A 13,333-nucleotide genomic window follows, 5' to 3' on the forward strand; every position below is an offset into this window, starting at 1 on the left:
ATTCTATGTCAATTATGGCTATGTCTGATGCCAGCATACTTTTTAGAACACCACCAAATATGATAACAATCAGCTTTGTACGTACTAGCAACGCAGCAATTTTATGCCGATGCTCTTGAGCTAATGCTACAAGCTCGTTTTTGGCCCGTATAAGTGGTTCTATTATACCAGTCTGCTATAAATGGTGTATTAATAGGTTTGAAGGGTGAGATAGCTGGTTCCGCTAGGGTATAGTCAATGGAATTCCCTAATGACAGTATTTATGATCCAAAGGTAACAAAATGATAGTTCAAGACAATTTTAATCCTTATCCAAAAGATCTATTGCCTACTAAATTCATCTATCCAGTTAAATATTTAGAAATTAGCGAGAACCCAAAACTCGTTAACCATAATAAAGATTATCACTTTCGTTGGTGGTTTGAGGACGCTGTTAACGAAGGAAGTAAATTATCTTATAGGCTTAGAAATGATAAAATAGAAGGACTTAACTTAGTGCCATTTGCTCAAAATGGCGACTGGTTAGCAAATTTTGATGGTGATGATACCTCAGGCAATCCAAGAGTCGTTGTAGTAGATTTGGGTGATTTGCCATTTCATATGATATGTGAAGACTTTGCTGACTGGCTGACTAAAGCTGAGCAGGACTATTGGTAATAGCTCACCCTAATAGTTTAATGTTTTGTACACCATGAAGTACACTGTGACTATTCCAGTGTGTTTAAACGTTGATGCTATTAAGCTACAGCTTAGGATTCAAGTCCTCACTAGGGTACCGAACTTAATAATTCGCAAGCTCATCCTCTTGCTCATCACAGACCTTCAATCCAATTTGTACGGCCTCACTAAGGTCAGCCCCTTCTTTGACACTATAAGGCACATTTGGCGTCAAACGACTTAGCTTTAAGCCATCTACCGCTGCTTTATTAAGCGGTATACCAACGTAAGATTCATCGGTGTATCCCTTAGGATGAAAAAACACCTCACGACCAAAGGAAGGATTTGAGGCACACGCAATCTCACCCTCAGGCACCGTAAACGGATAAGGTGTTGTGTAATATTTACTCCATGTCTGCTCACTCACTACGATATAGCCTGAACCATACAGATCATCTTCTGTATTGCCTGAGCTGCACCCAATCATAACGATAGACGCTACTGCAATTAACCACCTGGACATATTGATTCGCATGGTACGCCGTCCTTATCACGGTCTAGCTTGGTATTTCCACATTTGAGTGCTTGTTTGGCTTGTTCACAGCTAACCATCTGCCCACAAGTGCGCGGTAAGCCTTTGCATTGAGAGCCGCCAGCACCTTTAGCAAACAACGGATGCTCTACCTCAATATCACTATAAAATGGATTATCAGTGACTGTAACTGCTGCCTGAGAAGATAAGGCAAAGAGAGATAACGCCATACTTAAAATAAATTTTTTCATAAAAACTACTTTTTTTGATATCCAAAACACTGCGTTCAAGTATTAATAATACCCTATATTTGTTCAATAAAGTGAGTGCTGTATAACTAAACGTCTGATTTACACAGCAGATTATTTATAATTTGCCTGATAGACGGGTTAGTGCCATAGTTGTTCACTGAACGTTCTGGACAGTTGTACTGTACAGTCTCTAAAAACGTACTTGAACACTAGGTGAACAATGAACATATCGGTGACAAAAGCGGCAAAAGAATGGGGTGTATCAAGAACCACGATCTATCAGAAAGTCAATGATGGTGAGCTTTCTAGAACGGCAGACAAGAAAATAGACGTTTCGGAAATGTTGCGAGTGTTCGGTGAGCCGATTTCTAAAAAACGTACTGAACGTTCAGTGGACACTGTTCAAAGTACACCTCTGAACAGCCAAAGTGTTCAGTACAATACGGACATTGAACACCTATTAGCGCTTGAAAAGCTCAAAAATGAGCACCTGAGCCAACAAGTAAGCGATCAAAAGAAGTTGATAGAGAATTATCAGCAGCAGATAGTACAATTGAACAAAACGCTGGATAAAGCCAACGCCAGTATCCATGATTTCGCACAAGTAAGACTGCTAGAGTTTAAGCAAGCTGAAATAAGCGATGAGCCGCCACTTGAACAAGAGCAAGAAAAAAAAGACGATTCAATCGTCGCGACGGCTAAGAAGAAAAAACGGTGGTTCTTTTGACTTTAACGGATATTTGAAAAAACATTAGTGTTTAATCTTTGGTAAATAGCTCTCTAAACCTTTATTGGGCTTGTTAAAACTTTCAGGCTCTCGTTGTATGATATTAATCATTTCGCGCTTAAATGCGTCAGTCTGCATTTTGCCGTCATAACTTAGGCTTGGATGATCGTTATAGTCATTCATAAACTGCACGCTATCGACAATGGACTGGATGGCTGCTTGCGATAATGCACCGTCTGCACCCGTTAGCTTGTCTAATGTTTTTTTATGGAAACTCAGCTTTAAGCCTCTAAATCCCTTACCTCTCGATTTCTTCTGATACTCCACGCTAACACTATAGTTTGTATTCTCGTTAATGTCGTTAATAGCTGTTTCAATAACAAATTGTCGCAAATGACCGAACTGCTTGTATTTACCTTTGACATTCATTACATGCTTAAATTCTTCAAGTGTAAAATCTTTGCTGTACTGAAACTGATTAACCCACATAACGACTAATTCATATAAACGTATTGAGTGGATACTTGATAACTCGCCGATTTCAAGCAACTTATACTTAGTAAAATTAGCTCTTAGCTGTGTCAAATAAGGCAAAATCTTTTCTGCAAAAGATAAAGAAACTTCTCCGTTATCCGGGTCATAGACAATACTACTGATAAGTCTTGTTTGAAGTATTTTGTTTTCGGGCAAGCTCATTACAATATCAACGTCATACAAACGCTTACTTGCGTTTTCCATATCACGATAGACGTTCTGCTCGTTTTTAGACTTCTTACCAAAGAACAGTGACTTTATATCATCTACAGACACTTTAAATTCAGTCTGTTTTGTTACTTCTGGTGCGTCAGGTCTGCTGTCTATCTGACTAATACACGCTAGCATTAGCTCTTTGTCTGTTTTTTGCATTGTGTATGTTGCTAAAATCAGCTCGTTTGATTGAACAACTAAATTATTTTCCATTTTTAATCCTGCTCATTTACTGTTTTTTTAAAAACATTCAAGCTATGGTAACATCAAAAACGGTTAAATAAACAGTTAAATAAACAGTATTTAATATATGACTGTTTTTTCTGCTCATTTACTGTTTTTTCTGCTCATTTACTGTTTTTTCTGCTCATTTACTGTTTTTTCTGCTCATTTACTGTTTTTTCTGCTCATTTACTGTTTTTTCTGCTCATTTACTGTTTTTTCTGCTCATTTACTGTTTTTTCTCTTTGTAAGCTATTGATATTAAAGGTGAAAAAAGGCTCTTAAACAGGAGTAAACAGGAGTAAACAGGATCAAATAAAAACCCTTAAAGAAACGGGAAATAAATTTTTTGTGGATAAGTGAAAAAACATCACTTAAACAACGTATCTTGCCTAAGCAACTTATCCCTCAGTAATCGTTTTTTTAAGGATGAGATTAAGGCCTAAATCCTCGGCTAGGTGTATTAGTTCTACTCACTTGATACTGATAGGACTCTAAACCGTCCTGTAGGGCTTTATGTTGTCTTTCAGGCAGCTCTTTGCCATATTGCTCAGTAAACGTCTCTAAAGTGGCTTTAAGGGCCTCTGAGTACGTTTTACGCTGGGTTGTTGGTAGGGAGTTAACATCACGCAACGCAAGTTTGAATTGCTGACAGGTTTTATCCAAGGTATCTGCTAGATGTTCTTTGGCAACGTCTCTTGCCTCAGCTGGGCAGTTATCCTGATTGATGTAATCCATTAATTCTTCTATATAGCTGAACGATGACATGGTGTCCCGAGTCATTCTGCCAACCTCTCCTGCGCTACCGCCCAGTTTGTCGATGATGCTGGTATTAAATGCCGCTCGTTTTTGATCGATATTGTCTCTGAAATCTATAAAATGCTTGGTAAGCGCTAGATACTGCTCACGTTCAGCGTTAGGATCACGCAACAGCTTAATAATGACTTTGTTGTTTTCAACCAGCGTGTGATCAAAACGTTTGGCCACTTGGCGTAAGTGCGCGGTAAACTCCACGGCTTTATCGTGGTCCTCAATACCATGGTGCTGTGCAAAATCGTTGAGTAGTGCCACTTGCCGCTGATCAAATTTATCAGGGGCGTCAGCCGCGGTTTCTCCTTGTTCCCACCTGATAGCCATATCATCACGATGACGTTGTATTAAGCGCATGGCTAGGTGCAGCTTCATACGTTCAACATACTCAAAGATTCTCTCATCTTTGTGACGGTTTGCTCGAGTGTCTCGATCAATGCGTCCTTCTTGTCGATCAAGTCGAGCAGCTCTTGCTCGTCGTGCTGCGTCATCGAAGGGGTTGGGGGCTGGTCTTGCACTTCGCTCAGTTGCTTTGTTAATTTCAATATTTGACTTTCCGATAGCTTCAGTGATTCCCTCAATTGCTTGTTTTGTGTCGTCAATTCTTTGTGTGAGCTTGTTATTTGCTTGTGCTGTGCCATTAATTCTTTGTTTTGTGTCATCACATCGCTTTGGTAGGTTTTCGCATCGTTTAGCTGCCCAAGCAATGCCTGATTTTGCGTTTTCAATGCATCGTTTTGTGTCGTCAACTCGAATTGCCGTTCTATTATTTTGTTCTGTGCAGTACGTAATGTGAGGTTCTGAGCTTCCAGAGAGTTGTTTTGCAAAATCAGCTCGCTGTTTTGTGCCTCCAATGCTGCCAGGTAGTCTTGCATTTTTCTCAGTTGCCCAAGCAAGTCCGTCTCGATATTGTTTGATTCGTCGCTCATTGTCTGCCTCCTGTTTGATATGGTTGTCAGCCACCAATTTGTTGCGCTCTTTGATGGCGCGGTTGGTATTACCTTTTTCGGTCGTGATGCCTCGGCGCTCCATGGCCGTCGCCTCTACTCCCATTTTAATGGTGGGCTGCTGATCAAGCCCCTGATCCTTGTAACTGCGCGCATCCATCAGCGGTAGATGATATTCGGCCAATACCTTATTGGCGGTATCTACCCACATCTCACGAATACGCTTAATCTCCTGCATCGATGACGGCAGATCATGCGCCTTACGTTTTTTATTAGACCACTCAAACGGGGTCTTAAGCTTTGGATCAAATGCCAAGGTTTTATTTGGTCCAATGGTAGGCGCTCGAGTAGTGACTAAAATATGTGCGTGAAAATTACGGGGATCAGGGTTTTCCTCACCCTCACGCAAATACTTAGAGCTTGGCGGTACATTAGGATCAAAAGGCAATTTCATCACCGGACGATGGATACACACATCCGCAATCACATCCATATCGTCACAAAGCTTTTGGGCAAAGTTGATAGCCAGTGAATGGCGTTCTTCCTCAGACAACTCATGAGGCAAATTAATCAGCCACTCACGCGCCACCCGACTGTCCGAACGTGTCTCTGCCGCTTCAGCGGTATTCCAAAGTGTCTCTCGATCCACACTCACACCCAGCGCCTTTAGCGAAAATGGTAAAACAATATCGCTACTCATCACCCCAGACTTTTTACTATAGTCATGCGTCTTGCCATATTTGGCATCATCAAGCACATCGCCAGCACGATAGGCCGCAGATGCCACCGCCGACTGTCCTGCTTTTCGAGAAATCGCCTTTGTTGCAATGTGTACCATTGTCATAAAAGTCACCTGCTATTTTTGCTTTTTGCACACCACCGCTTTTTGTGGTGTGTGGGGTTTGGGGTTTCCCCAACGAAGAAGGATTCAAAATTAAGAATAGTAACGAAGTGAATAGATTAAATTTTGAGTCGTTACTTCGCCCTTAGTCAGGGGGACGCCACCATCACCCATTAAAATAAAATATATCAGATTTAGAATTATTCTACCTTAAAGAGTAGCATAGATGATTGAATGATGCCTAGCGCCTTGCTATGCTAGGTTAATATTAATAAAAGGAATTGATGATGTCTGTATCTATTTTTGATAATCAAAAAGCCAATGAGTTAAAAGAGCGTCAACGCTTAGAGGAGTTAAAGCGTAAAGCTAAGCTGCAACAAGTAAAGCTTGATAAGCGGTTAAACAAACAAAAAATATTGATGGGCGCTTTTTTAGGACAGGTATTAGCAGGAGAGAGCGAGGATGAAAAATTTATTCAAAACTACTTTGCGAAAAACTTTCCACAATTTCTAACCAGAAAGTCAGATAAGGAGTTGTTTGCAAGTATGGTGAAAAGCTTGGGGGGTGATATTGGCCTAGATGAAGAGGCAGTTAAAGCTAATGATCAGCCAGCGGAGCAGGAGCATGGACAACATAAGCAACCTGATAACACAGACTATGCCGATGATGACACCCGTGAGTTATTCTCAGATCCGCAGGCTGATGCATTTCCTCCCCATGATGACGGTTATCGTGGATAATGTATTTTTAGTTAGGCACAATGTGCGTAAGTTTTAGTCTCTTATTTTTTTACAGGATTTTTTATCATGACAAGTACCCAACAACGTGCGGAACTGCATCGACAAATTTGGCAAATTGCAAACGAGGTTCGTGGTTCAGTCGATGGGTGGGATTTTAAACAGTATGTGTTGGGGACTTTGTTCTACCGCTTTATCAGTGAGAACTTCTCTAGTTATATTGAAGCGGGGGATGAGAGCGTTAATTATGCCGCTCTTTTGGATGAGGTGATTACTGCTGATATTAAAGACGATGCGATTAAGACCAAGGGTTATTTCATATACCCAAGTCAGCTGTTTGCTAATGTGGCTGCCAACGCGCATAGAAATGAGAACTTAAATACGGATTTGGCTGCTATTTTTAAAGAGATTGAAAGCTCGGCCAATGGCTACCCGTCTGAGCCTGATATTAAGGGTCTGTTTGCTGATTTTGATACCACCAGCAACCGATTAGGTAATACTGTTGCGGATAAGAACACTCGTTTAGCTGCGGTGCTAAAAGGGGTAGCTGGCCTTAAACTGCATCAATTTGAGGACAGTGAGATTGATTTATTCGGGGATGCTTATGAGTATCTGATCTCAAACTATGCGGCCAATGCGGGTAAATCAGGCGGTGAGTTCTTCACCCCTCAAAGCGTGTCTAAACTGATTGCTCAAATTGCGATGCACAAACAAGAGACGGTTAATAAAATCTACGATCCAGCTGCAGGCTCTGGCTCTTTATTGCTACAAGCTAAAAAGCACTTTGATAATCACATCATTGACGAGGGGTTTTTTGGTCAAGAGATTAACCACACCACCTATAACCTTGCACGTATGAATATGTTTTTACATAACGTGAACTACGACAAATTTAATATCAAGCTTGGTAATACGCTGCTAGATCCGCATTTTGGGGAGGATAGACCCTTTGATGCGATTGTCTCGAATCCGCCGTATTCAGTGAAGTGGATTGGTAGTGATGATCCGACCTTAATTAATGATGAGCGCTTTGCACCAGCGGGGGTATTGGCCCCTAAGTCAAAGGCGGATTTTGCTTTTGTGCTTCATGCATTAAATTACTTATCGAGTAAGGGACGTGCCGCTATTGTTTGCTTCCCTGGAATATTCTATCGCGGCGGTGCTGAACAAAAGATTCGTCAGTATTTGGTAGATAATAACTATGTCGAGACAGTAATATCCCTAGCACCCAACTTATTCTTTGGAACCAGTATCTCGGTTAATATCTTAGTGTTATCGAAGCATAAAACAGAGGGTAAGACGCAGTTTATTGATGCCACAAAGCTTTTTAAGTCAGAGACCAACACCAACGTCCTGACTGATGCGCATATCGAGCAGATCATGACGTTGTTTGATACTAAAGAAGATACGGATTATTTATCTGCCAGTGTTGATAACAGCGCCATTGCTAAAAATGACTATAACTTATCGGTAAGTACTTACGTAGAGGCAGAAGATACGCGTGAGGTTATTGATATTAAAACTTTAAATAGCAAACTTAAAACGACAGTTGCTAAGATTGATAAGCTTCGTGCTGATATCGATAAAATCGTTGCGGAGATTGAGGCATGAGTCACTTAAGTTATATGGAAAAGCTACTTGATGGGGTTGAGGTTGAGTGGAGAACACTAGGTGATATTTCCATAGTTTACGGAGGTCTCACTGGCAAGAGTAAAAATGATTTTGAAGATGGTAACGCTTCATATATACCATATAAAAATATTTTTTCTAACATGGCAGTTAATCTAGATAATCTTGAATTAGTAAAGATATCAGATATGGAAAATCAGCGTGCAGTAAAGTATGGTGATGTTTTGTTTACAGGTTCATCAGAAAAACCAGATGAAGCAGGTATGTCTTCTGTTGTTACACAAGAGTTAGAAGAAGCTATTTATCTAAATAGCTTCTCGTTTGGTGTACGATTTAATAGCAATATAAAAATGAACCCTCATTTTTCTAAATATTTATTTCGCAGTTATTTTATGCGTAAAGAAATCATAAAGACTGCAAGTGGTGTTACGCGGTTTAATATATCGAAAGCAAGATTTAAGAGATTACAAATCCCCATCCCACCCCTCAACGTTCAAGCCGAAATCGTCCGAGTTTTAGATACGTTTACCGAACTTACCGCAGAACTTACAGCAGAACTTACAGCAGAACTTACAGCGCGTCAGCAACAGTATGCGTACTATCGTGATGAATGTTTTAATTTTAATGAAGTGGAGTGGGAAACATTAGGGGTAGTTTCTAAGATACAGCGTGGCGCTTCACCTCGACCAATTGCAAAATATGTCACCGATGATAAGAGTGGTGTACCTTGGATAAAAATTGGAGATACAAGGTTAGGTTCAAAATTTGTTGATAATACTGCTCAAAGAATAACGTTTGAAGGGGCAGAAAAATCGAGAGTTTTGAAAAAAGGTAGTTTTATAATGTCTAACTCAATGAGTTATGGAAGACCATACATTCTTGGTATTGAAGGGGCTATTCATGATGGTTGGGCTTCAATTAGTGACTTTGAAGCTAAATTAAATCCTGATTTTTTATACCACTATTTATCATCAGGAAATGTCAAGAAATATTGGGAAAGCAAAATTAATAGCAGCTCAGTTAGTAATTTAAATTCTGATATTATCAAAGCATTGCCAGTTCCTATCCCGCCTATCGACGAACAAGAGCGTATAGCCTCTATACTAGATAAATTTGACACCTTAACGACATCGCTAACCGAAGGTCTCCCGCGTGAAATAGAGCTACGTAAGCAGCAATATGAGTATTACCGTGATCTGTTGTTAAGCTTCCCTAAGCCTGAGGTAGTAGCTCATGATTGACCAAAAAAAAACCATTGCTGAATCGAATAATTTTATCGTTTTAAATAAATATACTAAGTGTGATCAGCCTGATGGGGGCTATCAAACTGAAGACGATCTAGAGCGTGAACTACTTAAAGACTTACAAAACCAGGGATATGAGTTTGTCCCTGGTTTAAACTCGCCTGAAACGATGCTTGCTAACGTACGTGTACAGCTGCAGATCCTAAATGAGGTGCAGTTTACAGATGCCGAGTGGCAGCGCTTTGTAATGGAGTATCTTGATAATCCTAGTGATAACATCACGGACAAAGCTCGAAAGATTCATGATGACCACATCTATGACTTCACCTTTGATGATGGACACCTGCAGAACATTGCTCTGCTGGATAAAAAAAACATCCCACGTAACAAAGTACAGGTCATTAAACAGTTTGCCCAAAAAGGCACACAAGCCAATCGCTACGATGTGACTATTTTGGTCAATGGCTTGCCACTTGTGCAAATTGAGCTTAAAAAGCGTGGTATCGCCATTCGTGAAGCATTTAACCAAGTACATCGTTATAGCAAAGAGAGCTTTAACTCCGATAACTCTTTATATAAATACCTACAGCTGTTTGTGATCTCAAACGGCACCGATACCCGTTACTTTGCCAATACCACCAAACGCAATAAAAACAGCTTTGATTTCACCATGAACTGGGCACGATCAGACAATACTTTAATCAAAGATCTAAAAGATTTTACCGCGACCTTCTTTCAAAAAAATACCCTATTAAACGTGCTGATGCATTACACCGTCTTTGATGTGAGTAATACCTCATTGGTGATGCGTCCGTATCAGATTGCCGCTACTGAGCGCATCTTATGGAAGATAAACAGTGCTTATCAAGCCAAGAAGTGGAGCACTCTTGAGAGTGGCGGCTATATTTGGCATACCACAGGCTCAGGTAAAACCTTAACCAGCTTTAAAGCTGCCCGCTTAGCAACGTCGCTGCCTTTTATTGATAAGGTGTTTTTTGTGGTGGATCGTAAGGATCTTGATTATCAAACCATGAAAGAGTACCAGCGCTTCTCCCCTGATAGCGTTAACGGCTCTGACAGTACCGCAGGACTCAAGCGCAACCTTGAAAAAGACGATAATAAAATTGTTGTCACTACCATTCAAAAGCTAAATAACCTGATCAAAGGTGAGGCTGATTTACCCATTTATAATAAACAAGTGGTGTTTATCTTTGATGAGGCACACCGTAGCCAGTTTGGTGAAGCACAAAAGAACTTAAAAAAGAAGTTTAAAAAGTACTACCAGTTTGGTTTTACAGGCACTCCTATCTTCCCCGAGAATGCCTTGGGTGCAGAGACGACGGCCAGTGTGTTTGGTCATGAGCTGCATTCATACGTTATCACTGATGCCATTCGTGATGAGAAGGTTTTGAAGTTTAAGGTGGACTACAATGACGTACGCCCACAGTTTCAAGCCATTGAGAGCGAGCAGGATGAGAAGAAACTCACAGCTGCTGAAAACAAGCAGCTGTTATTACACCCTGATCGTATTGAAGAGATCTCAAAGTACGTTTTAAAAAGCTTTAGGCAAAAAACCCATCGCTTAAAAGGAAGTGGTAAAGGCTTTAATGCCATGTTTGCCGTCAGTAGTGTGGATGCGGCAAAGGCTTACTATGAAGCCTTAAGTCAGCTACAAAAGGACAGCGAGAGACCCTTAAAGATTGCCACTATCTTTTCTTATGCTGCCAATGAAGAACAAGACGCAATCGGTGACATTGCCGACGAAGGTTTTGAGCCTACCGCCATGAATAGCAGTGCCAAAGAGTTTCTAAGCCGTGCTATTCATGATTACAACGAGATGTTTAAGACCAATTACGGCGTAGACAGTAAGTCTTTTCAAAACTACTACCGTGATCTTGCAGGACGCGTTATTAAGCAGGATGTGGACTTACTGATTGTTGTCGGTATGTTCCTCACAGGTTTTGATGCGCCGACCTTAAACACGCTCTATGTTGATAAAAACCTGCGTTATCACGGTCTGATGCAAGCGTTCTCACGTACTAACCGCATTTATGATGCCACTAAGACCTTTGGTAACATCGTGACGTTTCGTGACTTAGAGCAAGCGACCATTGATGCCATCACCTTATTTGGGGATAGAAACACTAAGAACGTCGTGTTAGAAAAAAGCTATAGGGAGTATCTAGAAGGCTTTACTGATATTGCGACAGGCAAAGCACGACGAGGCTATTTGGAGGTGATTAAGGAGCTGCAGCAACGTTTCCCTAACCCTGATGAGATTGTCAAAGAGGCGGACAAAAAGGACTTTGCTAAGTTATTTGGTGAGTACTTACGTGTCGAGAACATCTTACAAAACTATGATGAGTTCGCAAGCCTAAAAGCGCTTCAAAGCATAGATATTACTGATGCTGAAGCAGTTGAGACATTCAAAGCTGAGCACTATTTGACGGATGAAGATCTTGCTGCCATGCAAAGTATCGATGTACCTGCTGAACGAGAAGTACAAGACTATCGATCAACGTATAACGACATACGTGATTGGCTGCGCCGTGAAAAAGCCGCCAAGGATCAAAGCGAGTCCTCGCTTGACTGGGATGAAGTGGTTTTTGAGGTGGATCTTCTTAAGTCTCAAGAGATTAACCTTGATTACATCCTTGAGCTGATTTTTGAGCATAACAAGAATACCAAGGATAAGTCTGCCTTAGTTGAAGAAGTGCGCAGAGTGATTCGAGCAAGCCTTGGTAATCGTGCCAAAGAAAGCCTGGTGGTAGATTTCATCAATAAAACCAACCTAGATAACATCCCTGATAAATCCAGCATCATTGAGGCCTTCTTTAATTTTGCTCAAATAGAGCAGCAGCGTGAAGCCCAAGATATGATTGTTGCTGAAAATCTTAATGAAGAGGCAGCTAAGCGTTATATAACGGCATCTTTAAAGCGTGAATACGCCAGTGAGAATGGTACGGAGCTAAATGAGGTCCTACCTAAGCTAAGCCCTCTTAATCCACAGTATCTCACCAAGAAGCAAAGCGTTTTCCAGAAAATTTCGGCTTTTGTTGAGAAGTTTAAAGGCGTGGGTGGGAGGGTTTAAAGGGCTACATTGTAGTAAACCCTTTGTAAGCACGAATATATCAATTTTGAGGTTGTAACTATGGACGAAAACGAAAAACAAGGTTTGTATAGAATTGCAGTGCAGTGCTTTAGAGATACCGCGGATCAAGACTATATCCATGCAAGACTTGCTTATCAAAACAAATTGACACCTCAATTCCTGTGGTCTTCTTTACATTGTCTTGAAAAATACTCTAAATGTATGCTGTTGGCTAACGGAAAAGAGGTAATAAAATCAGGTCACAAAATTAATCCATTAATAACTAAATTCGAAGAGTATGTTGGCTTAAGCCTCAACCTATCTACTGACGTTAAAGATTTTATTAAAAGGCTAGATGAAACAGCTAAGTATAGATATATGAGTGTAAGTAATGTTTCGAAAGGCTCTGATATAGTGCTTTTAGATAAATCTGTCCATGAAATTAGACGATACTGCCAACAATTTAGTTTTGATAAAGAAGAAAGAAAGTCACAGATTTTAGAGCTGGCCAATAAGAATAGTGAGAATGAAATCAAGAGTATTCAGAGAATTATATTAAATGGAGGTGTTTTAGAACGAATTTTAAATGATAAGGAGCATCCAGCACGAGAGGCTTTAATATATCAAAATGCCTTTTTCTCAACTAGAAAAAGATCTACCATTTCAATAAGGCAAAATATTACAGCTTACAACTCGGTATTCTTTGAAAATCCTGAGTTGTTTAAATTAGCAAAAGACTATATTCGTATAGAGGGTGAGGTTTGCAAGGCTTATAGTAATGAGTTTAATTTACCAAAGTAACATCTCATTTGGACTATCTTAAGGTAAGCCAGGCAGTTCCCTTTGTAGTGGTCAACTAATTTAGGACACCTGATAAGAGGTTTTGATTAAAGTAACGT

General features: G+C 40.3%; 11 protein-coding genes. 7 read left to right on the forward strand and 4 right to left on the reverse strand.

The features are described from left to right. Positions 1–281: 281 nt before the first annotated feature. Complete coding sequence (locus EI161_RS10555) at positions 282–656, forward strand: hypothetical protein (RefSeq protein ID WP_192529527.1); 375 nt, start codon at positions 282–284, stop codon at positions 654–656. Between the two features lie 124 nt (positions 657–780). Here EI161_RS10555 and EI161_RS10560 read toward each other — a convergent pair whose 3' ends face one another. Both EI161_RS10560 and EI161_RS10565 read right to left on the reverse strand, forming a co-directional pair. After that, entirely contained in the window at positions 781–1,179 is a 399-nt protein-coding gene (locus EI161_RS10560; RefSeq protein WP_225735342.1) for a hypothetical protein, read from the reverse strand. Continuing rightward, on the reverse strand, positions 1,164–1,439 hold the full coding sequence (locus EI161_RS10565) for an excalibur calcium-binding domain-containing protein (protein WP_225735343.1): 276 nt from the start codon (positions 1,437–1,439) through the stop codon (positions 1,164–1,166). Before EI161_RS10565 ends, EI161_RS10560 begins: the two co-directional genes overlap by 16 nt. Positions 1,440–1,659: 220 nt before the next feature. Here EI161_RS10565 and EI161_RS10570 point away from each other — a divergent pair, with 220 nt between their 5' ends. After that, positions 1,660–2,166 (forward strand): hypothetical protein, encoded by a 507-nt coding sequence (locus EI161_RS10570; protein WP_192529528.1) that lies wholly within the window; start codon positions 1,660–1,662, stop codon positions 2,164–2,166. A gap of 24 nt (positions 2,167–2,190) precedes the next feature. On the opposite strand, the gene EI161_RS10575 is transcribed toward EI161_RS10570, so the two are convergent. Continuing rightward, positions 2,191–3,126 carry a replication initiation protein gene (locus EI161_RS10575; RefSeq protein WP_068406583.1) on the reverse strand — a complete coding sequence of 312 codons (936 nt, stop codon included), beginning with the start codon at positions 3,124–3,126 and terminating at the stop codon, positions 2,191–2,193. Positions 3,127–3,570: 444 nt separating this feature from the next. Continuing rightward, the gene (locus tag EI161_RS10580) at positions 3,571–5,736 is read right to left on the reverse strand and encodes a MobA/MobL family protein (RefSeq protein ID WP_192529529.1); all 2,166 of its coding nucleotides are present in this window, start codon (positions 5,734–5,736) and stop codon (positions 3,571–3,573) included. A gap of 284 nt (positions 5,737–6,020) precedes the next feature. Here EI161_RS10580 and EI161_RS10585 point away from each other — a divergent pair, with 284 nt between their 5' ends. The 5 genes from EI161_RS10585 to EI161_RS10605 all read left to right on the forward strand — a co-directional run bounded on the left by EI161_RS10585 (position 6,021) and on the right by EI161_RS10605 (position 13,235). After that, a complete protein-coding gene (locus EI161_RS10585; RefSeq protein ID WP_192529530.1) occupies positions 6,021–6,473 on the forward strand; it encodes a hypothetical protein in 453 nt (150 codons plus the stop codon). Positions 6,474–6,539: 66 nt separating this feature from the next. Then, positions 6,540–8,081, forward strand: coding sequence for a type I restriction-modification system subunit M (locus tag EI161_RS10590; protein ID WP_192529531.1), 1,542 nt, complete (start codon positions 6,540–6,542; stop codon positions 8,079–8,081). Then, on the forward strand, positions 8,078–9,340 hold the full coding sequence (locus EI161_RS10595; protein WP_192529532.1) for a restriction endonuclease subunit S: 1,263 nt from the start codon (positions 8,078–8,080) through the stop codon (positions 9,338–9,340). The genes EI161_RS10590 and EI161_RS10595 overlap by 4 nt, the downstream gene beginning before the upstream one ends. Continuing rightward, positions 9,333–12,434 carry an HsdR family type I site-specific deoxyribonuclease gene (locus EI161_RS10600; protein ID WP_225735344.1) on the forward strand — a complete coding sequence of 1,034 codons (3,102 nt, stop codon included), beginning with the start codon at positions 9,333–9,335 and terminating at the stop codon, positions 12,432–12,434. The genes EI161_RS10595 and EI161_RS10600 overlap by 8 nt, the downstream gene beginning before the upstream one ends. A 60-nt stretch (positions 12,435–12,494) precedes the next feature. Further along, positions 12,495–13,235 (forward strand): HEPN domain-containing protein, encoded by a 741-nt coding sequence (locus tag EI161_RS10605; RefSeq protein ID WP_192529533.1) that lies wholly within the window; start codon positions 12,495–12,497, stop codon positions 13,233–13,235. Positions 13,236–13,333 lie beyond the last annotated feature (98 nt).

Source organism: Psychrobacter sp. FME5, assembly GCF_014861375.1.
Classification (GTDB): Bacteria; Pseudomonadota; Gammaproteobacteria; order Pseudomonadales; family Moraxellaceae; genus Psychrobacter.